Source organism: Pseudomonas sp. Z1-29 (genome assembly GCF_051131995.1).
In the GTDB taxonomy this organism is placed as follows: domain Bacteria; phylum Pseudomonadota; class Gammaproteobacteria; order Pseudomonadales; family Pseudomonadaceae; genus Aquipseudomonas.
Genome location: NZ_CP071645.1, coordinates 5,155,834 through 5,182,242, shown reverse-complemented (window position 1 = coordinate 5,182,242; position 26,409 = coordinate 5,155,834). Strand labels below are relative to the sequence as shown.

Below are 26,409 nucleotides of genomic sequence, written 5' to 3'. Positions count from 1 at the left end.
AACGTGGATTATCCGATTAGCGTACCCAGTGTTGGACTGGTGGGCGGAAAGTTTGTCGATGAGAACCCAGGCACGGGAACCCCTGGATCGTTGATCCCCTCGCAATGGGGGAATGCAGTTACAGAGGAAATATTGAACGTGTTGGCCGCTGCGGCAGTGACACCAGACGAGTTCGACAACGGGCAGCTTTTACTCGCCATTGGCAGGCTCGCCCGACATAGTCAGGCCCAATATGCGGTCGCAGCAGGAACAGCGAATGCGATCTCAGCAACTTTCGCACCTGCTGTATCGTCCCTCTCTGATGGCATGGTTCTGAAATGCAAAGCGATCGGCAACAACACCGGTCCGGCGACCTTCAATCCGAATGGCTTAGGTGCGAAAGCTATCGTCGGTGGGGCGCACATCGCGTTGCAGGGCGGTGAGATTGTAGCTGGCGGCGACGTGTGGCTGCAGTACAACGTTTCTATCGGTTCTGGTTCATGGGTTTTAATCGCCAGCACCGGTGGCGCGACTCAGATACCGAAAGGCCTCAAAACCAACCAGGCCGTAAATCTTTCCCAGCTTGGTAGCTTCAGCAATTTGTTGGGAACCAGCACAAGCACCGTCCTTGGCCTCAACAACTTCGGTCAGATCATCGTTGTTACCGCCGCTGGAACGGTCCAAACATTGCCGCCAGTGGCAGGCATGCCGCCAGGAACAGCGATTGCTTTCGCTGCATGGGCAACCTGCACTATCAAAGGCAGTGGATCAGAGCAGATCGCCGACGCCTTCGGTGATTCGAGCAATACCCTGCAGTTGGCTCAAGGCGAGCAAGTTACGGTCGCCAGTAATGGAATCGGCTGGTATGTGGCCTCTTCTACTAAGCCGGCAGGTCGTCTTTTAAACGTAAGGACATTCACTTCGAGCTCCACCTATATCCCTACTCCTGGAACCGCTTCGATAGTTGTGGAGGTGGTTGGTGGTGGCGGTGGTAGCGGCGGATGCGCAGCGACATCAGCGTCACAATATGCAGCGAGCGCGGGAGCGGCGTCGGGAAGCTTTGCGAAGGGCCGAATCACTAGCGGTTTCTCCGGTGTCGCGGTTTCGGTCGGAAGCGCTGGCACGGTGGGTGCAGCCGGTGGCCCTGGCGGATCAGGAGGCACAAGCAGCTTTGGCGCATTGGTTAGTGCTCCAGGTGGACCGGGGTCTGCTACAGGTGCGGCTATTTCGGCGCAGTTCTTTTTGGTGGCCGGGACCCCTTCAGGACCGCAAGCTGGCGGTGGGTCAATCTTTAATTCATCAGGCGAACCGGGGAGCGTGGGCTTTACCGCAAACGTGGGCGGTAACGGTGGATCGACCCCATACGGTAGCGGCGGTCTCGGTTCCGGTATCACTGGGCTCTCAGGATCGGACGCCACTGGATACGGTTCCGGGGCGGGAGGGATCTGTCGAAACGCGAGCCAAGCTGCCATTGCAGGATTCCCGGGTCGCCCGGGGGTCGTAATTATTACGGAGTATTCATCATGAAAACCTATGCCTATATCAATAACGGCACGATTTTCGAGGTCACCGAGACGGATGGGGATATAAAGGAAATGTTTCATCCGTCAATGTTATGGGTGGATATATCCGACGTCACACCTCGGCCATACCCCGGCTGGGAAGCGACCGATACATCGGGTACTTGGACTTTTGCCGAGCCGTCCGTAAGCGTCTCAAAGGAAGAGCAAGCCGCTGCAGTTAGGGCAGAAGCGGTTGCCCGAATTGCAGAAGCGGACGAACAGACGCTTGGCATGGCAGATGCCTACATAGCGGACTTGCTCAGTGCAGAGGATAGGGAACGGTTTATAGCTTTCGCTGCTTACAAAATGGAATTGGGAAAGGTCTCGGCTCAGTCAGGCTTTCCAAAAACTATAACTTGGCCGGAACTCCCTAAGTAAATTAACGGTGCGCTCCATGACGAATAATGTTTTGCTTAATGGCAATTTCGATTTGTGGCAGCGAGGGACTGAATTTAATGATCCTCCGCATTTTACTCCAACGGCTGATCGCTTCGTATTTGGGCAGAGTTCGGGAGCAGCAAAATTTAAGATTTCCCGCTCTGCCGATGTCCCTAACCTGCAAAGCCAAAGTTCAATTGAGTTTTCAGTTATAGCGTCACACTCACCTTTGCCTGGTGATGAAGCTCACATAAGATATTCAATCGAGGGAAGAGAGGCAGTGTTGGCGGTGGCTGGCAAGGTGGTGACATTTAGTTTTTGGGCTAAAAGCAACCTCCCCGGTATATACAGCATAACACTGGTGCACCCGTCGGCCTCCCGCACCGTCGAACAGACGCTTGCTTTGGATTACACAATTCTTCAGAGCGGGGCCTGGGAGAAAAAAACTATCACCGTGGATTTGTCCACGGTGGTTGGCGGCTGGAGCTACGTAACCGGTACGTACGGCCTAAAAATCAGATTTGCATTTTACGCTGGCGCTAATTATAAAGTTTCGCCAGGGAGCTGGGTTGTAGGGAATTATGTAGCCAGCAACAATAACGTGAATCTCGCTAGTGCTGTCGGCAACTATTTAAGAATCAGTCAGCTTAAGCTTGAGGTTGGCTCCGATGCTACGCCCTTCATGCCTGTCGATATCACGACGGAGCTACGACGCTGCCAGCGCTACTGCTTTATCCTAGGGCATCCGATCAGTATCGATTCCCTAGGGGTGACAGGATACGCAGGAGCGGCTGGTGAGACCGCTTACTCTACTATCCCTTACCCGGTCAGTATGGCTAGGCTTCCCACCATCTCAATGGCTGGGGCTTTTGCAACAGTAAATGTCGTGGGTACCCCAACCTGGACGCCGGGGTATTCCTCGGCATTGCTGAAGATCGCGGCCGCCGGGGCCGGCAGAATGGCTGCACGATCCGACAAATCCGTTGTGATATTCGACGCTGAACTCTGAAAAACTTCTTGGATCTCTTCTGCGCAAGTGCTTCAATGTTTTCACGAAATGTGAGGGCATCATGAACGATAGTATTCGTTACGCTGGCGCAGATGGGATCAGAGGGTTTGCTTGTATTATCGTGCTGTGTGTTCATGCGGCTGCGATGTTTTTCAGCTCAACTTATATGCCGCTAGCTGGAACTGGGAAAATCGGCGTTTGGCTATTCTTCGTGCTAAGTGCTTTTTTGTTGACAAGCAAATTTGAGAGGACTGGTTTCTCGTTTTATGCGATTTTGGTATACGGGTTGGGTAGGGTTTTGAGGATCATGCCGCTGTTTGCAATAGTGGTGTGTCTGTATTACTTTCTCGGCACCGCAAATATAGTCACTGGAACGGATGCAAAGAATGCGATCCTATTAACGCAAGGATTTGCGCATTTGTGGACTATTCCTGTTGAGTTTAAGTTCTATGTGGTTCTGCCTGTCGTTGCATTTGGTCTGGTAAGGGCTAAGGCGTTTGGCGGTCATGCGGCAACTCTTTCCTTGGCGGTGATTTTGATTGCTTTGCAGCAGGGATTTTGGCCCTACTGGGCGACTACTGAAAATAGCATTTCCACTAGATGGTATCTATCGAGCTTCACCCTGGGCTGTTATTTCGCTGTGTCTTTTGAGTACTATCGAGAATCAGTGAAGCCAGCATTGGCGGATTTTGTAGGTGTCGCTGTTATCTGCCTGATGGTATTGTCAAGTCCGTTCATGCGGAATGTTCTTTTCGATATGCCCATGGATAAATGGCTTCAAAACAAGTTCGTATATTTGAGCCTGTTTTGGGGGTTGTTCATCGTTGCCCTTGCTGACGGCAAAGGGGTGATTGGCGCGATACTCCAGTCCGCGATTATGAATAAGCTCGGGGCGTGGAGCTTCTCCATTTACTTGGTCCACTGGTATTTCTATGTGACGCTCAGCTCTGCGCATCCCGATAGTTTTGGATGGATGCTTGTAGGTGTCGGGTTGGCAGTCGTATTTGGAGCTCTGCTGCATTACGTAGTAGAGGCGCCCATCGAAAGAATGCGTCATTCAATTCAAGAAAGAATTAAGCCCAAGGTAGCCGCGGCTGCTTAGGCGTCAACAGTCACATAACCCGCTACGGCGGGTTTTTTTATGCTCGGAGAAAGCCATGCCTGTTACCGCGCAGCAGCTGCTGCAAGTCCTTCCGAACGCCGGCACCAAAGCCGGCGTTTTTGCGCCGGCCCTCAACACAGCCATGGGGCGATACCAGATTGTTGGCGTGCAACGCGTTGCTGCATTTATTGCCCAGATCGGCCACGAGTCCGGCCATCTGCGTTACGTGCGTGAGCTGTGGGGGCCAACACCAGCGCAGGTCCGCTATGAGGGCAGGGAAGATCTTGGCAACACGGAGAAGGGGGACGGCTTTAAGTTCCGGGGGCGTGGACTGATCCAGATCACAGGCCGAGCCAACTACGCCGAGTGCGGCGAGTCCCTGGGCCTGGACCTGATAAACCAGCCAGAGCTTCTGGAACTGCCGGAGTGGGCCAGCAAGTCGGCGGCATGGTTCTGGTCTACGCGTGGGCTGAATGGTCTTGCGGATGCTGGCGCCTTCGACAAGATCACTCGCAGGATCAATGGCGGCCAGAACGGCGCGGAAGAACGTCGCTCTCTGTATGAGCGGGCGCTGGAGGTTTTGACATGAGCCCCGCCAGCCTGAAGCTTTTGATCGCCGGCGTGGCCGTGGCGCTGATCCTGGCGATCGGCGCGACATGGACGGTGCAGGACTGGCGGTATAGCGGGCAGCTTGCAAAGCAGGCCGGCCTGCATAAGGACGACCTGGCAAAGATCAGTAGCGCTGCCGCGGACCAGGTCCAGGCAGAGCAGGGCAAGCGCCTGGCTCTGGAAAAGCAACTATCCGTCAGCGAGCAAACACACTATCAGGAACTGACCAATGCCCAACGTGATCAAGATCGCCTTCGCGATCGCCTCGCTACTGCTGATGTACGGCTGTCAGTCCTCCTCGACCAGGATCCAGCCAGTTGCAGCGCAGTGCCTGCCACCGCCGGCGCCGGCGGCATGGGTCATGGAAGAACAAGAGCCCAACTTGACCCAGCGCATGCTCAAAGAATTATCGCCATCACCGACGCCGGCGACCGGGGGTTGATCGCGCTGCAGGCGTGCCAGGCGTATGTCAAGGCGCTGGGTCAGTGATAGGACCGGGGAGCCGGCCTATCATCGGCCACCGGTCATGTATCCAGGCGAACTCTGTGGGAGGGGAGGTGGTGACCACATACACGCGCCGGTTTTCCTTCTCGCCCAGCACCAGGCACTCCAGGGCATAGCCTTCGTTCATATCGAACCAGTGGGATACACGCTCGCCGTCCTTCTCCATGTATCGTTGCACCAGGCCCAGGGCCCGCTGTGGCTGATACTTCTCCCATCCGCCACGTTCCACCGTCTCCAGCTTCGCCCATCCCCCTGATGGGCCTGTGCCTTTCTCCTCACGGCGCCGGCCCCACCGCACCCATCCAAGGTCCGTCCCGTCCTCAAGCACCACGGGAAACGCTGCCTTGGGATTCGGGAAATACACCTTGACCCGCTCATACGCCCGATTCTTGTCCGCTGCTTCAACTCCGCCGCACATGTTCTTCACCTGGTTCGCTGGCCGTGCTCGGTTGACCTTGGCATTGCACTGGAAGTTTTCCCAGATGGACGGGTTTCTCGATGAAGCCTAAGCCGCTGCAAGTCTCGCAGTCCTCCCGCCGGCCGAACCGGTCGTTACATGACAGGCATGCGGCAAACCTTGCCAGCTCGAAGAAGGGCCGTATTTTCTGCATGATATCGAGCTGCTTGTTCTCCTTGGCCACCTGCAGGACGTCCAGCATCCAGCGGTACACGTCCGGATCTTCTATGGGCTGATATACCACTCCCGAAACCATTCTCTGAGTTTCGATCAGGTCAAATTGCCGGCCGTCATCCAGCGTCAGGGTCAGCCCTTCGATGCGGCCCGTGGTGCTGGCGTAGCTGTATCGCAACGCAAGCCCTTCCTCGTCCCGATACACTTGACCGTCGTATGGGCGCCGCGGGTCGTCTCGGCTGGCATCGAGCGTCAATATCGAATGAAAGATTGTCCCAAGCCGCGGTGCGCCGCCCTTCGGGACCACGTCATATCCATATGAAGGCCTGAATATAACGGGCTGTGCGTGCAGATCCTCGACAGCGAGCCAGTACGCAGCGTTCGCCATTTCATCCATCTCGAACTGTTCCATTCGATCAATCAGCCGTTCCTCGGCTAACCGTGCACTTGTTTCAAGCAGGCAGGACCGGTGCGCCTCTGGGTTGCGCATTCTGAAGTCGTGATCATCAAGGGTGTCGCGCCATCGCTGGATCCTCAGCGCCTTGGCCTGCTCAACGTTCATGATTGGGGTTCGCTTGCTTAATACTGTTTGGATATACAGTAATCGAGGCGGTAGGCGCAGGCGAGGTTGAGCCGACGAGCAGCGCTATTTCACTCTGGCGCCATCAGCACAGCGAGCGTCAGCTTGATGAACTCCTCGTTCTGGTCAATGGTGTCTAGGGCGCCGCGCACGTTGTCGGCGACTTCGGGCGAGCCATGCTGCTCGACCCAGTTGGACAGTTCCAAGATGGCCGCTTCGAGCGCCAGCTGGTTTTCGTTGATTTTGTAAAGCAGGGAAGGGAGCAGGTCTGAATTCGGCACGTGACGATTCCTTTGGCAATGGAATCAGCGTAGCAGTCTGAGGCGGGGCCGATAGGTCGGCAAAACGCCGGGGGCGCGAGGTTTTAATACCATCCTTAGCAGTGTTGCAGCTGAACTCTTCGGAATCCTCACTCTCCTTTCTGGCTCGTGATTCGTCTGGGGTTGATCAAAGGTTCGGATTCTTCGGTCTGGCCTGGAGCAGCTCGTCGAGTTCTTGGGTGAGTTGGGCTGGAGACTTTGATCCTCTTGCTCCTGCTTGATTTGCAATGCTGGGGGCAGCGTTGCAATTTGAGCGTCGGGCGGAAGTCACGCTTGCTTCAGCTTCCGCATCAACCAAAGCTTGTAGTCTTTCTGCGTGAACCCTTAATGGCCCAAAGCTTCGTACGCAGGGGATGCGGCCTTCCTTAGCAAGACGATAGGCAGTGGTGCGACCGATGCCCAATAGAGCCGCGGCTTCCGTGATTGATATCAGCGTCAAGATAGTGCGCTCCTTTTAGCTAGCAGGCTGCAGTCATCACCGGGCATGATCTTCATTCGGCGTGAGCGAATCCATCCATTCAGCGATCTCTGACTGACGCCACGCAACCGAATTGGGGCCTATCCTAAGCTGTTTTGGGAAGGTGCCTTCCCTGATGCGGCGATAAACCGTGTTGCGGCCGAGGCCGGTAACGTGAAGTACCTCGTCAAGGCGCATGAAGCGATCGATGCTGTCTGTTCCGGCTCTGGTTGGCATGGGCTGCTCTCTCTTCAGCGAAGAGTTACGAGCGTCGGCGGCGGCCGGCGCTTCCTGCCCACTTCCGGCGTCTTGTTCTCGCCATCCCGGCAGGCGCGCAGGAACTCCCGCACGTCATCCTTGAGCCAGCAATGCCTGGCGCCCATCTTGAATCCCTTCGGCAACCAATCCACGCCGCGGCGGATACCCTCCCGCACAGAAGCCTCGGTTCGCCCGAGCATTTTCCCTAGGCCTGCTACGTATACGACTTCACACTCATCATCCATCGGCAACCCCCATGGCCACGCATGCTTCTAACCTTGATTAGAGCTTCCGTTTTCGTTTGCCCAAGATCATCTCTATCACTCTTTCAAATTCTTCCTTGGTTGTGTGAGTGGGTGCCGTTTTCCAATGGGCCGCTCCGGGCTGCGCTCGCGAGATTGGTTGCGCAACGGTGCCCGGCAGTTGCGTTGTCGTGTAGGTCGGTGGATGTTTTTCGATAGCGTTGGCGGCAATGTACGCATCGGCCCAGGCATCAAGCTCCACACGATCAAAGCCGACGCCCCGTTTGCCGATCGGGAATTCCCGAACGTTTGGCCGCACTGTCTTATTGAACTCAGCCCGGCACATACCCAGATAAGGAGGCGCTTGAGAGGACCTAAGGATTCGGGGTTGAACGAGTAATTTTGTCATTGGCGCACGCTTTCACGCTTTACGGGAAGGTACGGCCCACTCTTGCTGCGCAGCGAGCGTCGGTTCGATTGGATGAACTGGGGCCGTACCTGCATTGGAGCGTAGCAGTCATTCAATGGTCCGCCAGTTACGCTGGGCGAGGCCCGGACTGCTCGCGACCGTCACTGTCGGGCTGTCATAAAGCTGGCATAACCGAGCCAAAACCACCCATTCAGACACAAAAAAGGCACTTGCGTTAGACGCTAAGTGCCTGATTTATATAACTTATTTGGTGGAGCCGGGGGGATTTGAACCCCCGTCCGCCAGTACTCCGCTGTCGGTACTACATGCGTAGCCGTGTCTATTGAGTTAACCCTCAGCGACCCGACGGGCAGGGTGCTTTGGGCGAGTTGTGTAAGTTTTAGCCGCTTCGTCCACAACGTACTGCACGGCGATTCCGTTCTATATGACAATCACTTTGGGTTTACGGACATCCCCTGGTGATTGCTGGACCCGAAGGTACCAGAAGGGAAGGGCTAAGGCTGCTTACGCAGCGAGAGCGTATTCCCCGTAGGTTTCGTCATTGGCAACTATAGGAAGTTGCAACAGTGGATTTACGAGTTCTGTTACCAACTCGGCATGCACCTAAAGTTTCGCAACCGGCGTCGAATCCTAAACGGCCCCGAACCTGGCGCTCTGTGAATCTGTAGAGCGACAGGCCTGCGTAGTGTACGCCAAAACGCATCAGGGGCCAACCCGAAGGTTGGCCCACTGCATTCAGGAGTTTTTACCGTCTTTGTTGGTCTTCTGCATCTCTTGGATGGTCTGGGTGGTTTCAGAGATGCATTTCTCGGTGCCTTCCTTGGTTTTCAAGGCTTGATGGGCCTTCGCTTGCTGAAGGCTCGCCTCGATCTGGCTTTGCGAATCCGAGCCTTGGTACTGGGTCTTGGCATTCTCAATGGTTTTGATGTTGGTGGCGCAGAGACTGTCCGAATCGCCGGCAGCAAACGAGGGTGATGCCAGCATCGAAGCAGTGACAAACAGACCTAACAGCACAGAGCGTTTCATATGTCTCTCCTTGACCCAAGGGCAGCATTTGCTGGCCATCAGGGCGGCTACCTGTTGAGGAAGTCCCGCGTTTGCGGGACCTGATCAATGGACTGCCGTTGTTCGTCAGGGTTCTATTTTTTTCACATCGCCCTGGCCCGTGTCACTCGGTCGACCAGATAAACCAGCCCGTGGTAATCAATCGCACCGTGTTGCGTAAGACCGATCTCACAGGTCCGGCTGGTGGAGATCCCTTCGCTGCAATGCTCTACCGCGCCTTTGAGCGTGCGCAACGAGTGGGCGTTCAGTTCCGGCGTGGTGAAGCCTTTGTCCCCGGCAAATCCGCAGCAATGGATGCCTTCCGGAATGACCACGTTTTTGCTGCACCTGCGCGCCAGATCGATCAACGCCTGGCTCTCGCCAAGGTGCTGCGTGCTGCAGGTGACGTGCACCGCAATGGGCGCCTCCTGGGGAATGAAGTCGAGGCGATCCATCAGGTGCGTGCGAATGAAACGCACCGGGTCGTACAGGTCCAGGCGTACGTCACCCAAGTCTTGAACCAGGCGCAGGGTACATGGGCTGGTATCGCAATAGATCGGGTCGAGCCCGCCGCGGCTGGCGTGCAGCAGCGCGCCGATCAGTTCCTGGCGCTTGTGCTCGGCCTGTTCGGCGTAGCCTTTGGATGCAAAGGGTTGGCCGCAGCAGAGGCTGTCTACGTTGTCCGGGAAAACGACTTGGTAACCGGCTTTTTCCAGCAGCCCGCGGGTCTTGTCGTGCAACGACATCTGTTCTTTGTCCCCCGCCGCCGGGCCCATGACCCGCGACACGCAGGCCGCCAGATAAACCACCCTCGGTCGTTCGTCCGACACGCTGGGGCTGAACCGAATCGCCCTTTCCGGCTGCGGCATGGCGTTGGTCCATTGCGGGACCTGTCCTTTGGACAGCCGCGTCAGCCCGGCGGAAAAGCGTGCCAGGCGCGGCGCTCCCAACATCATTCGCGCACCGTTGGCGACGTGCAGGGTAAAGCGCGCCCCTTGCAGCGCAGTGGCGAAATTGCCCGCAAGCCAATCTGCGGTTTTCGTACGCGTCGCAGTGCGGCTGCGGAGTTTTTTCACCAGTTCGCCGGTGTTGATGCCTACAGGACAGCGTTGGGCGCAAAGGCCCGTGGCGGCACAGGTATCGATGCCCTGGTATTGATAGGCCGTTTCCAGCTCGGAGGTATCGATACCGGCGCGCTTTTTCGCTTGAATGTCGCGCCAGATCACGATGCGCTGGCGCGGGCTCAAGGTCAGGTCCTTGGAGGGACACACCGGCTCGCAGAAGCCGCACTCGATGCACTTGTCGACAATCTCATCAGCTGCCGGCAATGGCTTGAGGTGCTTGAGGTGGATCTGCGGGTCCTCGCTGAGCACGACGTCCGGGTTGAGGATGCCGTTGGGGTCGAGCAAGCGCTTGAGCTGCCACATCAATTGATAGGCATCAGTGCCCCATTCCAACTCAACGAACGGTGCCATGTTGCGGCCGGTGCCGTGTTCGGCTTTCAGCGAGCCGCCGAATTCCACCGCCACCAGTTGCGCTACGTCATCCATGAACGCCTGGTAGCGTGCGACTTCTTCAGTGCTGTTGAAGCCTTGGGTGAAGACAAAGTGCAGATTGCCTTCCAGTGCGTGTCCGAAAAGGATCGCTTCGTCGTAGTGATGTTTGTCGAACAGGGCGATCAGGCGATTCACGCCAGCGGCCAGTTGCTCGACCGGGAAGGTCACGTCTTCGATGATGACCGTGGTTCCGGTCTTGCGCACCGCGCCTACGGCGGGGAAGGTGTCTTTGCGGATGGCCCACAGGCGGGCGTTTTCTCGCGGGTCCTCGGTGAAGTCGACTTGCCTTTCCACCGGGAAAGCCGCCAGAGAAGCCATGATCCGGGTCAGTTGTTCCTGTAGTAACGATGACGAAGCGGCGCGGGATTCGATCAGCAGCGCGCAGGCATTGTTCGACAGGTGCTGTACGAAATCCGGCATGCCCGGCTTGTCCTGCACTGAGCGCAGGCTGCGGCGGTCCAGCAGCTCAACGGCGGAGACCGGCTGGCTTTTCAGTACGGTCACGGCGTTGCAGCAGGTCTCCACATCCGGAAACACGATCAGTGCCGAGGCTTTGTTCGGGTGGTCGATAACGGTGTTGTAGGTCACCGCGCTGATGAATCCCAAGGTGCCTTCAGAGCCCACCAGCAGATGGCTGAGGATATCCACCGGCTCGTCGAAATCCACCAGGGCATTGAGCGACAGGCCGGTGGTATTTTTCAGACGGTATTTGTGGCGAATTCGGGCGGCGAGCTCCGTGTTGGCGCGGGTCTCGTGGCCAAGGGTTGCCAGCTGCTCCAGCAGTTCGCCGTGGCTCGCCCTGAATGCCGCCACGCTGGCGGCGTCTTCGGTGTCCAGGCGCGTGCCATCGGCGAGTACCAGGCGAATGCCGGCCAGGGTGTGATAGGTGTTCTGCGCCGTGCCGCAGCACATGCCGCTGGCGTTGTTGGCGACGATGCCGCCAATCTTGCAGGCGTTGATCGACGCCGGATCCGGGCCGATCTTGCGCCCGAACGGGGCCAGCCAGGCGTTGGCCTGGGCGCCGATCACGCCGGGTTGCAAACGGATCTGTGTGCCTTGCTCGCGAATTTCCCGGCCGTTCCAGTTGTCCCCGAGCACAATCAGCACTGAGTCGCTGATGGCTTGGCCGGACAGGCTGGTGCCGGCCGCACGGAAGGTCACCGGAACCCGGTCGCGCTGGGCCAGCTGCAGCAGGGCGATGACTTCGTCTTCGCTTTCGACGCGTACCACCAGTTTCGGAATCAGCCGATAAAAGCTCGCATCGGTGCCGAAGGCCAGGGTCGACAACGGGTCGTCGAAGCGTCGTTTCTCCGGGATCAGTTGGTATACGTCGCGCAGGAAAGGGGCCGGAAGCGTCATTGGTCCTCCAGAATCAGCACCACCAGATCCTTTGGTCCATGGGCGCCGTAGGCCAGGACCTGCTCGATGTCGGCGGTCTTTGACGGGCCCGACACCAACAGGGCGTTGGTCGGCATGCCTTGGGCCCATTCGAATTCCTGCTGCACTTCATAAAAGTTGTCACGGATTTCGCTGGCCTTGAGCAAGGCGAAGTGCACCGGCGGGACGAGGCTCATCAGGCGCGGTTCCTCCCGCGTAGGCCAGAGAATCAGGCTACCGGTTGCGGCGATGGCTCCGAGGGTGCCGGTCAGGCTGGCAGGCGTATCGTTGAACAGCTCGGCTTTCCATTCCTCCACCGGCCGATCGTAGGCCTTGAGCGCAGGAAGGCCAGGATTGTTCGCCCAGAACCGTACGATTTTTTGCCCGTGGGGCGTTGTCGGTGCGATCAGCAGGCTCGGCAGTTGCCGGTCGCGCAGCAGTTGCGCCAGCAGCGTCGGCCAGGCTTCGCCGGACGTCAGGTGAATTTCGGTGTGCACCGCTTCCATCAGCTTGCGCAATTGTGGAATGCGTTCCTCGGGCGCGTAGCGGTAGGTCTGTGTCACCAGTTCGACGTCGTAGTTGTCGGCAACGGGCGTGGTGCCGGTCAGGCTTTTACGCAGCTTGGCGAGGATATTTCCCTTGGCGCTCATCGGCGGTCTCCCTGCGGGGTCAGGTGGTCGCGGGCCAGGTCATGCAACGAGCGGGCGGCGGGTTTCGGGGCGCTGTGGTTCTGGGTCCAGGGGCCGACGTTCTGCGGTGTCAGGCCGCGCAGGCGCGTGGCGAGGAAAGCGAACAGCCGGTACAGCCGTGGCGAGCTGTTGAGCCGGGCCCAGGCATTCCAGATGAAGCGCTCCTTGGCCGAATACTTGCTGCCCTGGCCGCGCATGACCGGGTTGGGGCTGTCCGGCGCCTTGACGTTTTCTTCTCGCAGCCGTCGTAGCAGGGCCGGGATCGGAATCTTCACCGGGCACACTTCGCCGCAGGCACCGCACAGCGAAGACGCGCTCGGGTGATCCGGCACTTTGGCCAGGCCGACCATGTGCGGCGTGATGATTTTTCCGATAGGTCCCGGGTAAACCTCGCCGTAGGCATGGCCACCGATTCGGGTGTAGACCGGGCAATGGTTCATACAGGCGCCGCAGCGAATGCAGTTCAGGGTCTGGCGCAGCTCACTGTCGGCAAACGCCTGGCTGCGACCGTTGTCGAGCAGGACCAGGTGAACTTCCTGCGGCCCGTCCAGTTCGTTTGCCTTGCGCGGGCCGGAGATCATGTTGACGTAGGTGGTGATCGGCTGACCAAGGGCAGAGCGGGTCAGCAGCGAGAGCAGCGGCACGACGTCCCGCAGGTTCTCCACGACTTTTTCAATGCCGGTCACGGCAATGTGCACCGGCGGCACCGTGGTCGACATCCGCCCGTTGCCTTCGTTTTCCACCAGCAGCAGCGTGCCGGTTTCGGCGACGGCGAAGTTGACACCGGAAACGCCGACGTCGGCTTCGAAGAATTTCTGCCGCAAGACCTTGCGACCGATCTGAATGAGTTGGTCGACGTCCTTGGTGTACTCCACGCCAAGTTTGTCATGGAACAAGGACGCGACCTGACCGGCATTCTTGTGGATTGCCGGCATGATTATGTGTGAAGGCTTCTCGTGGTCGAGCTGGACGATGTATTCCCCCATATCGGATTCGAGACATTCAATGTCCCGAGCCTCGAGGAAATGGTTCATCTCCATCTCTTCGCTGACCATCGATTTGCCCTTGATCACTTGCCGCGCCTCGTGAGCGCGGATGATCGAGAGGACGATGCCATTGGCCTCGTCCACCGTTTCCGCCCAGTGCACGTTCACACCGTTGCGGGTCAGGTTGGCTTCAAGTTGCTCGAGCAGGTCGGGCAGCTTGGATAACGCGCGGGCGCGGACAGCATTGCCCAGCACCCGCAGGTGTTCTCTTTCGTGGGCATCGCTGAAGGACGTTGCCCGTTTTGTCATCAGTGAATCCATCGCGCTGCGAAAGTTGTTTCGCAGTTGCGTGTCGTCCAACGCCTTGTGGGCTCGGGCGCGAAAATCTTCCTGCACTGCAACGGTCGGAATCAGCGTCGGCGTACTCATGCGACACCTCCGGTACGCTGCCAGAGGAAGCTCGCCAGATGCTGGCCGCGTAGCGCTTCGCGCTGTTTTTCCAGCGCGCCGTTGATGTTCATCAGGCAACCGCAGTCGGCACTGACCACCTGATGCGCGCCGGATTCCTTCAGCGCGCGGGTCTTGTCGGCCACCATCGCGCCGGAAATATCCGGCATGCGAACGCTGAACGTCCCACCAAAACCGCAGCATTCACTTTCGTGACTGTGGTCAACCCGTTCCACGTTGCGCAGCTGTGCCAACAACGCACGACCATGCAGGTGCGTATTCATTTCCCGTCGTGCCGAGCAGGACGTATGCAGCGCGACCTTCACCGGCGCGCCACTGTCATTCAACCGCACCTTGCACACGAACAGCAGGAACTCGGCCAGCTCATAGGTCCTGGCGGCCAGGGCCTGGACCTGTTTGAGCATTTGCGGCTCGTCCTTGAACAGGTCGGCGTAATGTTCACGCAGCATGCCGGCACACGAGCCCGATGGCACGACCACCGGATAATCCCCGGCAAACAGGGCCAGTTGCGCCCGCGCCACCGTCCGCGCCTGCTCGGTATACCCCGAGGTGTAGGCCGGTTGCCCGCAGCACGTCTGGCCTTGCGGGTAGTCGACCTGGATGCCTTCGCGCTCAAGCAGATGAATCGCGTCCATCCCGGCTTCGGGGTAGAACAGATCCACCACGCAGGTTCCGAACAGATAGACCCGTCGGGGTTTCTCGCTGGGATACTGGCGCGGCTCAGGCAATGGCGGGGCGACTCGGGTCGCGTTCGGCACGGCGTTGTAAAAAAGCTCGCTCATCAGGCGTGTCTCCGGGTGGTCCCGGTTATCCGTCTGCTGAGGCTGCTGAATATAGAGAGGAAATCTTTCAGCAGCCTTGCAGACCCGGTGGTGAATAGCGGACGCCGAATCACGTTTCAGCGTCGGGTTTTTTAATGTTTCGTGTAGTACTCAGTGAACCAGCATGCCGGTGAACCAGTAGGCCTGGGCCAACGTGATCAAGCCGACGATCGTTGCAAAGAATAGGCTGTGTTTCAGGGTGAAACGGAACAGATCCGATTCCTTGCCCACCAGGCCGGTTGCCGCGCAGGCTACGGCGATCGATTGCGGCGAAATCATTTTGCCGGTGACGCCGCCACTGGTATTGGCTGCCACGAGCAATGTGTCGTTGACACCGATCTGGTGCGCGGTTGTCGCTTGCAGCGAGCCGAACAGGGCGTTGGACGAGGTATCGGAGCCGGTCAGGAACACGCCCAGCCAACCGAGGAATGGCGAGAAGAACGGGAACGCTGCGCCAGTTCCGGCCAATACCAGGGCCATGGTTGATGACATGCCCGAGAAGTTGGTGACGAAGGCGAACGCCAGCACCATGCCGATGGACAGAATAGGCCAGCGCAGTTCGTAGAAGGTCTCCTTCAAAGTGGTAAGACCAGTTCTGAAGTTGATCTTCAAGACGATCATCGAAATGAGTGCCGAGAAGAAAATCGCCGTGCCGGTGGCCGAAATCGGATCGAGCTTGAACACCGCCGGAATCGCCGTGGGGTTGATCACGATAGGGGCGACCTTGATGACCAGTTGATCCAGGTGCGGGATCGCGAAGTTGAACACCCAGCCATACATCGAGCCACCGGCGGCGAACATCGCCTTGAAGGGCTTCAGGGTCCAGATGGTCACCAGCACGGTCAGGATCAGGAACGGTGACCAGGCCTTGATGATTTCCCCCAGGCTGTAGGGCGAAGCCACGGTGCTGCGCGGCTGGCCGAAACCGCCGACGCTGGCGGAGATCGCTGCGCTGGAGGTTGCACCGGCAATCTGGGCGCCGGCGGTACGCTTGGGCTGCCAGATTTTCAGGAACAGCGTCAGGGATACCAGGCTGGCCAGGGCCGACGTGATGTCCGGCAGTTCCGGGCCGATGAAGTTCGAAGTGAAGTACTGGGTGATGGCGAAACTCAAGCCCGCTACCAGGGCGGCCGGCCAGGTTTCCCGCACACCGCGCAGCCCATCCATCATGAACACCAGCCAGAACGGCACGAACAGCGACAGCAACGGCAGCTGGCGACCGGTCATGGCGCCGATCTTGAAAGCGTCGATCCCGGTGACCTGGCCCGCAACGATAATCGGAATACCCAGTGCGCCGAAGGCTACCGGAGCGGTGTTGGCGATCAGGCACAGGCCGGCGGCGTAGAGCGGGTTGAAACCCAGGCCGACCAGCAGCGCGGCGGTAATCGCGACGGGAGCGCCGAAACCGGCGGCACCTTCCAGGAATGCGCCGAAGCAGAAGCCGATCAGCAACACTTGCAGGCGTTGGTCATCGGTAATCGACAGCACCGAGCTGCGGATGATTTCGAACTGGCCGCTCTTGACGGTCAGTTTGTAGAGAAACACGGCGGCGACGATGATCCAGGCAATCGGCCAAAGACCATAGGCAAAGCCATAGCCGGCGGCGGCAAACGCCATGTCGGCCGGCATCTGGAAAGCGAAGATCGCGACGGCAATCGCCAAGGCCAGGGTGATGCTGCCCGCCACGTGCCCCTTGAGGCGAAACACCGCCAGGGCGAGGAAGAAAAACACGATGGGAATGACGGCCGCGAGTGCGGACAAGCCTAGGCTGCCGAGCGGGCTGTAAAGCTGTTGCCAGGTTTGCATATTGGGTGAGCCCCTAATTGTTGTTGGTCAGGCACTGGTCAGCGGTTTTGGGTAATTGGTAATACCAATTTACAAGCGCTGTCGGCTAGGGTAAAAGCCTTGGTCGTCGTGTGTCAATTTGCCGCTTTGAAACTTTCGTCGAATAAGCGGTGCAGATGACATCTGATCTGCTGGCATTAATATTTTTTGTTGGGTGTGGACCAGGCCCGGATGGGCCAGAATAGAGAGCCCGGCGAGCCGTCGGGACCGTGGAGAATCGAGTTATGGGGTTTGATCAGATTCGTCAGCGCCGTTTGTCTGACGATATTGTCGAGCGGCTTGAAGGCATGATCCTCGAGGGCACGTTGAAGTCCGGCGAGCGATTGCCGGCCGAACGGACCCTGGCCGAGCAGTTCGGTGTGTCACGCCCTTCGTTGCGTGAGGCGATCCAGAAGCTGACGGCCAAGGGTTTGCTGATCAGTCGTCAGGGCGGCGGCAACTATGTGGTGGAGTCGTTGGGCTCGACGTTCAGTGATCCGCTGCTTCAGCTCCTGGAAAGCAATCCCGAAGCACAGCGTGATCTATTGGAGTTCCGGCATACCTTGGAGGCGTCCTGCGCTTATTACGCAGCATTGCGGGCTACCGAGGTCGATCGCGAGCGGCTGACAGCGGCGTTCGATGAGTTGCAGGATTGTTACTCGCGTCACGAACAGGTGAGTCGGGCGGAGGAGGGCGCGGCGGATGCGCGCTTTCACCTGGCGATCGCCGAGGCCAGTCATAACGCGGTTTTGCTGCACACCATTCGCGGCTTGTTCGACCTGCTCAAGCGCAACGTGGTGACCAATATCGGCGGCATGTACAAACAGCGCAGCGAGACCCGCGACATGCTGATCAGTCAGCATCGGGAGTTGTATCAAGCCATCATGGATGGTCACGCCGAGTTGGCGCGGGAGGTTTCCAGCCGACATATCCTGTATGTGCAGGAGGTGCTGGAAGAGGTGCGTCAGGAAGTGCAGCGGGTTGCCCGGGCGGAGCGGCGCAAGGGGATGTAGCCCTGTTGCGGATCGTGTGGGAGCGAGCTTGCTCGCGATGGCGGTCTGTCTGACACATCAATGCAAGATATGCCGATGCCATCGCGAGCAAGCTCGCTCCCACAGTGGCTCGCGGTCGGGCTAGTCTTCCTTGCCCTTGTTACGCACCGCGCGCTGCAACTCGCGCCCGGCATCGCGTTCGCGCTCGGTGTCGCGCTTGTCGTATTCCTTCTTGCCCTTGCCCAGTGCAATTTCGCACTTGATCAAATGCTTGCTCCAGTACAGCGAGGTACAGACGCAGGCATAACCCTTCTGCTGCACGGAGGCGAAGAGCTTCTCCAGCTCCCGCTTGTTGAGCAGCAGTTTGCGCGAGCGCACAGGATCGGCAATGACGTGGGTGCTGGCGGTGGTCAGCGGCGTGATGTGGCTGCCCAGCAGCCAGGCTTCGCCGTCCTTGAGCAGGACGTAACTGTCGACCAGTTGCGCCTTGCCGGCACGCAAGCTTTTTACTTCCCAGCCGGCCAGGACCATGCCAGCCTCGAAACGCTGTTCGATGAAGTAATCGTGTCGCGCCTTTTTGTTTTGCGCGATGGTCCCTGTGGGGTGTTTCTTCTGTTTAGCCATAGGGGCGGCATTATAGGCAGTTGCGTGCGTGTCGGCTACGGTGAAGCAGCATGCTTGAGCAGGTTGAATGAATCCCGGACAATGCGGCCTCTTTTTTGAACGCTTGGGCGTGATCACGATGTCGACAGACAAGGTTTCTGTCCACGGCAGTTGGGCTAGCCGCTGGGTCTTCATATTCGCTGCGACCGGTTCGGCCGTGGGGCTGGGTAGTATCTGGAAGTTTCCGTACATGGTCGGCGTCTACGGCGGCGGTGCCTTCGTATTGATGTTCCTGGCATGCATCGCCCTGATCGGTGCGCCGGTCATGTTGGCCGAAACACTGATCGGTCGTCGCGCCCGGCAAAGCCCGGCCAATGCCTTGAAGGTGCTGGCGACGGAGGCGGGCCATTCGGCCAGGTGGTCGTGGGGAGCGTTCGCCGGAATGGTCACGGCACTGTTGATTCTTTCTTTCTACAGTGTGGTTGGCGGCTGGTCCCTGGATTACATCATCGATATGGGCCGGGGAGATTTCCAGGGGGCGACGCCCGATCAGGTCGGCGCCTACTTCGGCAACGTGATCGCCGACCCTTGGAGGCTGACACTGTGGCACACGCTGTTCATGGTGCTCTCGGCCGTAGTGATCGCCCGAGGCGTGGTCGCCGGGCTTGAGCGCAGCCTGCGGATCATGATGCCGCTGCTGTTCGTGATGATCCTGGTGCTGCTGGGCTACAGCATGACCACCGGACATTTCATGGAGGGCGTGCATTTCATGTTCGACTTCCAGCCGGAGAAAGTCATGGACGGGCTGCTGCCGGCCATGGGGCATGCGTTTTTCTCCCTGAGCGTTGGCGTCGGCTCGATCATGATCTATGGCGCCTACATGCCCAAGAACGCCTCGCTGACCAGGACTGTCTTCGGCGTTGCGTTGCTGGATACCTTTGTATCGCTGCTCGCAGGGGTGGCGTTGTTCCCGATTGTCTTCGCCGCAGGCCTGAACCCCAGTGAAGGGCCGGGGCTGATGTTCGTCAGCCTGCCTTTCGCCTTCGGTAGCATGCCGTTCGGCCAGGTCATGGGCGTGGTGTTTTTTGTCCTGGTGGCAGTCGCTGCCTGGAGTTCGGCCATTTCCTTGCTCGAACCGATGGTCGCTTATCTGGTTGAACGTACCCGCCTGAGCCGCGCCTGGGTCACTTTCTGGCTGGCCTTCACCTGCTGGTTCGTGGGATTGGGTACGGTGTTTTCCTTCAATATATGGAAGCAGGCAAAGTTTTTCGTGAACGAAGGCGGTCTGTTCCACCTCTATCAGTGGGGAGCGACCGGAGGGCTGGATTTCTTCGGAGTGATTGATTTCTTCACGTCGCGGATCATGCTGCCTTTGGGTGGATTGTGTTTCGTGGTGTTTGCAGGGTGGATCATGGGGCGTGACGCGGTGCGTGATGAGCTGTCGCTGCGCAGCCCGGTGGTGTTCGCCTTGAGTCTGTTCTTGATGCGCTATGTGGCGCCCATCGGCATCCTGGTAGTGTTTGCCGCCCAGCTGTGGAAGTGACGCTTACATGACGACACATATTCAACGCTCGGCCTTGCTGCCCTACCCGGCGCAGGCGCTGTACGACCTGGTCAACGATGTGGCGAGTTATCCGGAGTTCCTGCCTTGGTGCTCGTCCGCCGAGGTACTTGAAAGCTCCGAAACCCACATGCGCGCCAGTCTCAATGTGGCCAAGGGCGGATTGAGCCAGCACTTCGTCACGCGTAACACCTTGGTGCCGGGGCAGTCGATCGAAATGAACCTCGAAGAGGGGCCGTTCAATCAGCTCCATGGTGTCTGGGTGTTCAAGCCGCTCGGGGAAAAGGCCTGCAAGATCAGCCTGGATCTGTCGTTCGACTACGCGGGGCCAATCGTGCGGGCGACCTTGGGGCCGCTGTTCAACCAGGCGGCCAATACGCTGGTCGATGCGTTCTGCCAACGCGCCAAACAGAACGCCGAGCTCAAGCGTTGATCGAAATTGAAGTGGTGCATGCCAGCGTCGACCGCCAGGTCTTGCGCACATGTTCAGTGCCCGAAGGTACCAGCGTTCGCGCTGCGCTGTTGGCGTCGGGTATTGCCGAGGATTTTCCGGAGCTGGACTTGAGCGCGTGTCCGATCGGTATTTTTGGCAAGGTGGTCGCCGATCCGGATCAGCAAGCGGTGCAAGCTTGTGATCGGCTCGAAATTTATCGACCGTTGCTGGCTGATCCGAAAGAAATTCGTCGTCTGCGAGCGGCCAAGGCTGCTCAGGCGCGTCAGGCGGATCAGTAAGCAGCGCCTAATTGCAGGCAATAAAAAACCCGGCATGCCGGGTTTTTTGTTGTCGCAATTTATTGCGGCGAGGTGTCCAGAGGCTCGGGCGTCGGGACAGGTACGGTCTCGACGTTGTCCACATCCTTCTGGATCTGATCCAGCAACGAACCTGGCTTGGCCGGTTTTTCCGGTTTCGGCTGTTCGGCATTCTGGGTCGGGTCGGTGACGGTCGTACCGCTGTCCTTGCCCATGATGGCCTCATCGCGGCTCACACCAGGCATGAAATCACCCGACAGGCTGACAAGTTGGTCATTGGCATTGAAGATAACGCTGATGCGTTCCTGTTGCCGTTCACCACCGCCTGGCTGCAGGCTGTACAGGTAATCCCAGCGATCGGCATGGAACGTGTCGGTCAGCAGGGGGTTGCCCATGATAAACCGTACTTGCCGACGGGTCATTCCCGGGCGTAACTGGTCTATCATGTCCTGCGTGACGACATTGCCCTGCTGGATGTCGATTTTGTAAACCCCGGGGAATGAACAACCGGCGAGTGCGAGCAGTCCCACGAAGGTGAAACTGGTTAGCAAGAGCTTGGTGTTTTGCATCGGTGGGCGACTTCCACTATCTTGGCTGGGACAACGTAAACGCCGATCATACCCGCATTAAGAGAAGCTGCGAAGCAGCATCGCGAGAAAGCTGACCATGGTTGAAAATAGCGAACTACGCAAAGCCGGCCTCAAAGTGACCCTGCCAAGGGTCAAGATTCTGCAAATGCTCGATTCCGCCGAGCAACGCCACATGAGTGCCGAAGACGTCTACAAGGCGCTCATGGAAGCTGGCGAGGACGTCGGTCTGGCCACGGTTTACCGTGTATTGACCCAATTCGAGGCGGCGGGACTGGTGGCTCGTCATAATTTTGATGGCGGTCATGCTGTCTTCGAATTGGCGGACGGGGAGCACCATGACCACATGGTGGATGTAGAGACTCGCGAGGTAATCGAGTTCGTCAGTCCTGAAATCGAAAAGCTGCAAAAGGCGATTGCTGACGAGTATGGCTTCGATTTGATCGATCACCATCTCGTCTTGCATGTCCGCAAGCGCAAGTAAGTTCGTCACGTAGGCGAAAGCCCGCAAAACGAAAGAAGGCGACCCTCGGGTCGCCTTCTTGCTTTACAGCGCTTTCAGCTTTTTGCCGCAACCACCATTTTTTTGGCATGAGCCAGGGATTCCTTGGTCAGGTCGATGCCTCCCAGCATCCGTGCCACTTCTTCCACGCGCTCGTTCTTGTCGAGCTTGGAGACGGCGGTGCGAGTCGCGTCTTCGCCACGCACCTTGTGCACGAACAAATGCTGATGGCCTTGGGCTGCGACCTGAGGCAGGTGAGTCACCGTCAATACCTGCCCGCGCTCACCCAGCCTGCGCAGCAATTGACCGACGATCTCCGCTGTCGGGCCGCCAATGCCCACGTCGACTTCGTCGAAGACCAATGTCGGTACACGGGATGTCTGCGCCGTGATGACCTGGATGGCCAGGCTGATGCGCGACAACTCACCGCCGGACGCCACTTTTGCCAGGGCCTTGAGCGGTTGCCCGGGGTTGGCACTGACCAGTAGCTCCACTTGTTCCAAGCCATTGGGCTGAAGCTCGTCGCCGGCGTTGGGGCGCAGTTCGATGGTAAATCGGCCGCCTGGCATGCCAAGGCGCTGGATTTCCTGCTCCACGGCACCGGCCAGGCCGGTGGCGGCCTTGCGGCGCAGCTCGCTGAGTTCCCTGGCCTTTTCCTGGTAATGCCGCGCGTAGGAAGCCAGCTCATCTGCGAGTCGCTCGATGGATTCGTCGTTGGCGTTCAGGGTTTCCAGTTCTTCCAGCAGGCGTTGCTGCAGTTCGACGACTTCGGTTGGCTGGACGCGGTGCTTGCGTGCAAGCGTATAGATAGTGTCCAGGCGTTCTTCCAGGTATTGCAGGCGCGCGGGGTCGGCATCGAAATGATCCAGGAACCGGTTCAGTTCCCCGACGGCTTCCTCGACCTGGATCTGTGCGCTGGTCAGCAGGTTGCTGGCCTCGCTCAGGGCGCCTACCGAATTGCTGACGCTGGAGAGCCGGTTCAGGCTCGCCGTCAATGCGCTGAGCACATTGCCCGAGTCGCTTTCGCTGCATTGTTCGACTACCTGGCGGCAGACGCCCAGCAGTGCTTCGGCGTTGGTCAGGTTCTTGTGTTCCTGTTCCAGCTCCTCCAGTTCGTTTTCACCCAGGGCCAGGTTCTCCAGCTCTTCGAGCTGGTAGCTCAAGAGTTGGTGGCGGGCGCGTTGCTCGTCGCCGGAATTGGCGAGTCGGTCCAGCTCCTGCCGGGTCTGGCGCCAGCGTTGGGCTGCCAGGTGAACCTGGCGGGCCAGGTCGGTGGCTCCGGCGTATTCGTCGAGCAGACGGCGATGGGTATCGGTCTTGAGCAGGGACTGGTGTTCGTGCTGGCTGTGAATATCGATCAGCAGCTCACCGAGTGCCTTCAGGTCACCCAGCGGGCACGGGGTGCCATTGATATAGCCTCGGGAGCGGCCTTCGGCGGTGATGACCCGGCGCAGGATGCACAGGCTGTCGGTGTCCAGGTCCCGTTCGGCCAGCCATGCGCTGGCTTCGGGAATATCGACCAGGTCGAACGTCGCCAGGATGTCGGCCTTGTCCGCCCCGGGGCGCACCACGCCGCTGTCGGCACGATCGCCAAGGGTCAGCCCGAGGGCATCGAGCATGATCGATTTGCCAGCGCCGGTTTCACCGGTAATCACGCTCATGCCCCGGTCGAGTTCGAGGTCGAGATGTTCGACGATGGCGTAGTTGTGTACGGACAGGTGCACCAGCATAAGGCCGCTCCCAGGCATTAGGTCTGGTTATTTATACAGTGTTTTGTCGCGAGCTGACAATGCCCGGGCTTAGCTCGATTTGCTTGGATTGCGTGATTTTTTAGCGCTGCCGGGAATGATATGCAGCTGTTTTTTGTAAGGTTAATTCGTCGCGCGGCCCTTGAAGCTGAAAAACGTGGCCCCATATACCGGGGCAGAAGCGCGAGTCGAGCTCGCGGACGAAGTTGAAAGGAGAAATCTATGGCTGACGAACAGACGCAGGATACGCAAAATCTAGACGCCAATCAGGCTCCCCAGGATTCGGGCGAAGACCTGTCGGCTCGTGTACAAGTGCTCGAAGAGCAACTGGCCGGTGCTCAGGATCAGGCGTTGCGCGTAGCAGCCGACCTGCAGAATGTCCGCCGCCGCGCCGAGCAAGACGTGGAAAAGGCCCACAAATTCGCCCTGGAGCGTTTCGCCGGCGACCTGCTGCCGATCATCGACAGCCTGGAGCGCGGCCTGGAGCTGTCCAACCCGGACGACGAGAACATCCGTCCGATGCGTGAAGGCATCGAGCTGACGCTGAAAATGTTCCAGGACACCCTCAAGCGTTATCAGCTTGAAGCGATCGATCCCCACGGTGAACCCTTCAACGCCGAGCACCACCAGGCCATGGCGATGCAGGAAAGTGCCGACGTCGAGCCGAACAGCGTGCTGAAAGTATTCCAGAAGGGCTACCTGCTCAACGGCCGCTTGCTGCGCCCGGCCATGGTTGTGGTCAGCAAGGCGCCAGCGCCGGTTTCGCCTTCTATCGATGAGCAGGCTTGAAATCGGGCGCAACGGCCCCATTAAGAAGTCAAGCGTTTAAGTACTACCGCAGTTAGCCACCACTGCTGCGGCAAAAAAATTCAAGTTCCGGGAGAGTTAACATGGGCAAGATTATCGGTATCGACCTGGGGACCACCAACTCGTGCGTCTCCGTGCTGGAAAACGGCAAGGCCAAAGTCATCGAGAATGCTGAAGGCGCGCGTACCACGCCGTCGATCATCGCTTACGCCAACGATGGCGAGATCCTGGTGGGCCAGTCCGCCAAGCGTCAGGCTGTGACCAATCCGCATAACACCCTGTACGCGGTGAAGCGTCTGATCGGCCGCAAGTTCGACGAAGAAGTCGTGCAGAAAGACATCAAGATGGTGCCTTACAAAATCGCCAAGGCTGACAACGGCGACGCATGGGTTGAAGTGAACGGCCAGAAAATGGCGCCGCCACAGATCTCGGCTGAAATCCTGAAAAAAATGAAGAAAACCGCCGAAGACTACCTCGGCGAGCCAGTGACTGAAGCGGTCATCACCGTTCCTGCCTACTTCAACGACAGCCAGCGCCAGGCGACCAAAGATGCCGGCCGCATCGCTGGCCTGGACGTGAAACGTATCATCAACGAACCAACCGCGGCCGCTCTGGCCTACGGTATGGACAAGGCCAAGGGCGATCACACCGTGATCGTTTATGACCTGGGTGGCGGTACTTTCGACGTTTCCGTGATCGAAATCGCCGAAGTCGATGGCGAGCACCAGTTCGAAGTATTGGCAACCAACGGCGACACGTTCCTCGGTGGTGAAGACTTCGACATCCGCCTGATCGACTACCTCGTCGACGAGTTCAAGAAAGAAAGCGGCATGAACCTCAAGGGTGACCCGCTGGCCATGCAGCGTCTGAAAGAGGCTGCTGAAAAAGCCAAGATCGAGCTGTCTTCGAGCCAGTCGACCGACGTGAACCTGCCTTACATCACCGCAGACGCCACCGGTCCGAAGCACCTGAACGTGAAAATTTCCCGCGCCAAGCTCGAAGCGCTGGTGGAAGACCTGGTTCAGCGCACCATCGAACCTTGCCGCATTGCGATGAAGGACGCCGGTATCGACGTCGGCTCGATCAACGACGTGATCCTGGTCGGCGGCCAGACCCGTATGCCGCTGGTCCAGAAGCTGGTTACCGATTTCTTCGGTAAAGAAGCACGTAAGGACGTGAACCCGGACGAAGCCGTTGCCATGGGTGCTGCCATCCAGGGCGCCGTTCTGGCCGGTGATGTGAAGGACGTTCTGCTGCTCGACGTCAGCCCGCTGACCCTGGGTATCGAAACCATGGGCGGCGTGATGACCGCGCTGATCGAGAAAAACACCACGATTCCTACCAAGAAATCCCAGGTGTTCTCGACGGCCGACGACAACCAGAGCGCCGTGACCATCCACGTGCTGCAGGGTGAGCGCAAGCAAGCGGCCCAGAACAAGTCCTTGGGCAAGTTCGACCTGGCTGAGATTCCACCGGCTCCACGCGGTGTGCCACAAATCGAAGTGACTTTCGACATCGACGCCAACGGCATCCTGCACGTCGGCGCGAAAGACAAGGCCACCGGCAAGACCCAGTCGATCGTGATCAAGGCCAACTCCGGTCTGTCCGAGGAAGAAATTCAGCAGATGGTTCGCGACGCTGAAGTCAACGCCGAGGAAGACCGCAAGTTCGAAGAGCTGGCCAGTGCTCGTAACCAGGGCGACGCCCTGGTTCACTCGACTCGCAAGATGGTTGCCGATGCCGGCGACAAAGTGACTGCTGAAGAGAAGACCGCGATCGAAGCTGCCGTGGTTGCCCTTGAAGCTGCCGTCAAAGGCGACGACAAGGCTGCCATCGAAGCGAAGATCGAAGAGCTGTCGAAAGTCTCCGCGCCAGTGGCCCAGAAGATGTATGCCGAGCAGGCCCAGCCAGCTGAAGGTGCTGCGCAGCAAGGCGAATCGGCCGAGAAAGCCGATGACGTGGTCGACGCTGAGTTCGAAGAAGTGAAAGACAACAAGTAATCGCTTGTTGGTCGGCCGGTTGACTGCGTTTGT

At 58.5% G+C, this 26,409-nt stretch carries 27 protein-coding genes and 1 other RNA gene; 13 read left to right on the top strand and 15 right to left on the bottom strand.

Annotated elements, in window-relative coordinates; all coding sequences use genetic code 11:
• Nucleotides 1-3: 3 nt before the first annotated feature.
• From J3P84_RS23610 to J3P84_RS23585, 6 genes are all read left to right on the top strand, one after another.
• Nucleotides 4-1,506, top strand: a complete 1,503-nt coding sequence (locus J3P84_RS23610) for a hypothetical protein (RefSeq protein ID WP_434626185.1) — start codon at nt 4-6, stop codon at nt 1,504-1,506.
• Nucleotides 1,503-1,919: a phage tail assembly chaperone gene (locus J3P84_RS23605; RefSeq protein WP_434626183.1), complete on the top strand. Its 417-nt coding sequence runs from the start codon at nt 1,503-1,505 to the stop codon at nt 1,917-1,919. The genes J3P84_RS23610 and J3P84_RS23605 overlap by 4 nt, the downstream gene beginning before the upstream one ends.
• 16 nt (nt 1,920-1,935) lie before the next feature.
• Nucleotides 1,936-2,928 carry a hypothetical protein gene (locus J3P84_RS23600; protein WP_434626182.1) on the top strand — a complete coding sequence of 331 codons (993 nt, stop codon included), beginning with the start codon at nt 1,936-1,938 and terminating at the stop codon, nt 2,926-2,928.
• Between the two features lie 61 nt (nt 2,929-2,989).
• Nucleotides 2,990-4,030 carry an acyltransferase family protein gene (locus tag J3P84_RS23595; protein WP_434626181.1) on the top strand — a complete coding sequence of 347 codons (1,041 nt, stop codon included), beginning with the start codon at nt 2,990-2,992 and terminating at the stop codon, nt 4,028-4,030.
• Between the two features lie 55 nt (nt 4,031-4,085).
• On the top strand, nt 4,086-4,619 hold the full coding sequence (locus J3P84_RS23590) for a glycoside hydrolase family 19 protein (RefSeq protein WP_434626180.1): 534 nt from the start codon (nt 4,086-4,088) through the stop codon (nt 4,617-4,619).
• Nucleotides 4,616-5,128, top strand: a complete 513-nt coding sequence (locus J3P84_RS23585; protein WP_434626179.1) for a lysis protein — start codon at nt 4,616-4,618, stop codon at nt 5,126-5,128. Before J3P84_RS23590 ends, J3P84_RS23585 begins: the two co-directional genes overlap by 4 nt.
• Before the next feature lie 416 nt (nt 5,129-5,544).
• Here J3P84_RS23585 and J3P84_RS23580 read toward each other — a convergent pair whose 3' ends face one another.
• From J3P84_RS23580 to J3P84_RS23525, 12 genes are all read right to left on the bottom strand, one after another.
• Complete coding sequence (locus tag J3P84_RS23580; protein WP_434626178.1) at nt 5,545-6,336, bottom strand: hypothetical protein; 792 nt, start codon at nt 6,334-6,336, stop codon at nt 5,545-5,547.
• Between the two features lie 89 nt (nt 6,337-6,425).
• Complete coding sequence (locus J3P84_RS23575; protein WP_434569151.1) at nt 6,426-6,635, bottom strand: hypothetical protein; 210 nt, start codon at nt 6,633-6,635, stop codon at nt 6,426-6,428.
• Nucleotides 6,636-6,801: 166 nt separating this feature from the next.
• Nucleotides 6,802-7,077 carry a helix-turn-helix domain-containing protein gene (locus J3P84_RS23570; protein ID WP_434631505.1) on the bottom strand — a complete coding sequence of 92 codons (276 nt, stop codon included), beginning with the start codon at nt 7,075-7,077 and terminating at the stop codon, nt 6,802-6,804.
• Between the two features lie 72 nt (nt 7,078-7,149).
• Complete coding sequence (locus tag J3P84_RS23565; RefSeq protein WP_434626177.1) at nt 7,150-7,368, bottom strand: helix-turn-helix transcriptional regulator; 219 nt, start codon at nt 7,366-7,368, stop codon at nt 7,150-7,152.
• A gap of 303 nt (nt 7,369-7,671) precedes the next feature.
• Nucleotides 7,672-8,040 carry a hypothetical protein gene (locus tag J3P84_RS23560; protein WP_434626176.1) on the bottom strand — a complete coding sequence of 123 codons (369 nt, stop codon included), beginning with the start codon at nt 8,038-8,040 and terminating at the stop codon, nt 7,672-7,674.
• Between the two features lie 269 nt (nt 8,041-8,309).
• Nucleotides 8,310-8,703, bottom strand: a transfer-messenger RNA (tmRNA) gene (gene ssrA / locus J3P84_RS23555).
• A 93-nt stretch (nt 8,704-8,796) separates the two neighbouring features.
• Complete coding sequence (locus J3P84_RS23550; RefSeq protein WP_434569869.1) at nt 8,797-9,087, bottom strand: hypothetical protein; 291 nt, start codon at nt 9,085-9,087, stop codon at nt 8,797-8,799.
• Between the two features lie 122 nt (nt 9,088-9,209).
• Nucleotides 9,210-12,020, bottom strand: a complete 2,811-nt coding sequence (locus J3P84_RS23545; RefSeq protein ID WP_434626175.1) for an FAD-binding and (Fe-S)-binding domain-containing protein — start codon at nt 12,018-12,020, stop codon at nt 9,210-9,212.
• Nucleotides 12,017-12,688, bottom strand: coding sequence for a LutC/YkgG family protein (locus J3P84_RS23540; RefSeq protein WP_434626174.1), 672 nt, complete (start codon nt 12,686-12,688; stop codon nt 12,017-12,019). Before J3P84_RS23540 ends, J3P84_RS23545 begins: the two co-directional genes overlap by 4 nt.
• Nucleotides 12,685-14,142, bottom strand: a complete 1,458-nt coding sequence (locus J3P84_RS23535) for a LutB/LldF family L-lactate oxidation iron-sulfur protein (protein ID WP_434569866.1) — start codon at nt 14,140-14,142, stop codon at nt 12,685-12,687. Before J3P84_RS23535 ends, J3P84_RS23540 begins: the two co-directional genes overlap by 4 nt.
• Nucleotides 14,139-14,963, bottom strand: a complete 825-nt coding sequence (locus J3P84_RS23530) for a (Fe-S)-binding protein (protein ID WP_434626173.1) — start codon at nt 14,961-14,963, stop codon at nt 14,139-14,141. Before J3P84_RS23530 ends, J3P84_RS23535 begins: the two co-directional genes overlap by 4 nt.
• 150 nt (nt 14,964-15,113) lie before the next feature.
• Complete coding sequence (locus tag J3P84_RS23525) at nt 15,114-16,808, bottom strand: lactate permease LctP family transporter (protein WP_434626172.1); 1,695 nt, start codon at nt 16,806-16,808, stop codon at nt 15,114-15,116.
• 263 nt (nt 16,809-17,071) lie between these two features.
• On the opposite strand from J3P84_RS23525, the gene J3P84_RS23520 reads away from it, so the two are divergent.
• Nucleotides 17,072-17,839 carry an FCD domain-containing protein gene (locus J3P84_RS23520; protein ID WP_434569863.1) on the top strand — a complete coding sequence of 256 codons (768 nt, stop codon included), beginning with the start codon at nt 17,072-17,074 and terminating at the stop codon, nt 17,837-17,839.
• Nucleotides 17,840-17,959: 120 nt separating this feature from the next.
• Here the strand turns inward: J3P84_RS23520 and smpB are convergent, their stop codons facing one another.
• Nucleotides 17,960-18,442 carry an SsrA-binding protein SmpB gene (gene smpB / locus J3P84_RS23515; RefSeq protein ID WP_030139770.1) on the bottom strand — a complete coding sequence of 161 codons (483 nt, stop codon included), beginning with the start codon at nt 18,440-18,442 and terminating at the stop codon, nt 17,960-17,962.
• 118 nt (nt 18,443-18,560) lie between these two features.
• Between smpB and J3P84_RS23510 the strand changes: the two genes are divergently transcribed.
• The 3 genes from J3P84_RS23510 to J3P84_RS23500 are packed head-to-tail and all read left to right on the top strand — an operon-like array spanning nt 18,561 to nt 20,714.
• A complete protein-coding gene (locus tag J3P84_RS23510; RefSeq protein WP_305496927.1) occupies nt 18,561-19,964 on the top strand; it encodes a sodium-dependent transporter in 1,404 nt (467 codons plus the stop codon).
• Between the two features lie 7 nt (nt 19,965-19,971).
• A complete protein-coding gene (locus J3P84_RS23505) occupies nt 19,972-20,415 on the top strand; it encodes a type II toxin-antitoxin system RatA family toxin (RefSeq protein ID WP_305496926.1) in 444 nt (147 codons plus the stop codon).
• Nucleotides 20,412-20,714 carry an RnfH family protein gene (locus J3P84_RS23500; RefSeq protein ID WP_434626171.1) on the top strand — a complete coding sequence of 101 codons (303 nt, stop codon included), beginning with the start codon at nt 20,412-20,414 and terminating at the stop codon, nt 20,712-20,714. Before J3P84_RS23505 ends, J3P84_RS23500 begins: the two co-directional genes overlap by 4 nt.
• Nucleotides 20,715-20,773: 59 nt before the next feature.
• On the opposite strand, the gene bamE is transcribed toward J3P84_RS23500, so the two are convergent.
• Nucleotides 20,774-21,301, bottom strand: a complete 528-nt coding sequence (gene bamE, locus J3P84_RS23495; RefSeq protein WP_305496923.1) for an outer membrane protein assembly factor BamE — start codon at nt 21,299-21,301, stop codon at nt 20,774-20,776.
• 97 nt (nt 21,302-21,398) lie between these two features.
• On the opposite strand from bamE, the gene fur reads away from it, so the two are divergent.
• Nucleotides 21,399-21,803 (top strand): ferric iron uptake transcriptional regulator, encoded by a 405-nt coding sequence (fur, locus tag J3P84_RS23490; protein ID WP_305496921.1) that lies wholly within the window; start codon nt 21,399-21,401, stop codon nt 21,801-21,803.
• Between the two features lie 74 nt (nt 21,804-21,877).
• On the opposite strand, the gene recN is transcribed toward fur, so the two are convergent.
• Nucleotides 21,878-23,551 carry a DNA repair protein RecN gene (gene recN, locus J3P84_RS23485; protein WP_434626170.1) on the bottom strand — a complete coding sequence of 558 codons (1,674 nt, stop codon included), beginning with the start codon at nt 23,549-23,551 and terminating at the stop codon, nt 21,878-21,880.
• A gap of 240 nt (nt 23,552-23,791) precedes the next feature.
• On the opposite strand from recN, the gene grpE reads away from it, so the two are divergent.
• Both grpE and dnaK read left to right on the top strand, forming a co-directional pair.
• Nucleotides 23,792-24,358 (top strand): nucleotide exchange factor GrpE, encoded by a 567-nt coding sequence (gene grpE, locus J3P84_RS23480; protein ID WP_181287537.1) that lies wholly within the window; start codon nt 23,792-23,794, stop codon nt 24,356-24,358.
• A gap of 101 nt (nt 24,359-24,459) precedes the next feature.
• The gene (dnaK, locus tag J3P84_RS23475; RefSeq protein ID WP_434602781.1) at nt 24,460-26,376 is read left to right on the top strand and encodes a molecular chaperone DnaK; all 1,917 of its coding nucleotides are present in this window, start codon (nt 24,460-24,462) and stop codon (nt 26,374-26,376) included.
• Nucleotides 26,377-26,409 lie beyond the last annotated feature (33 nt).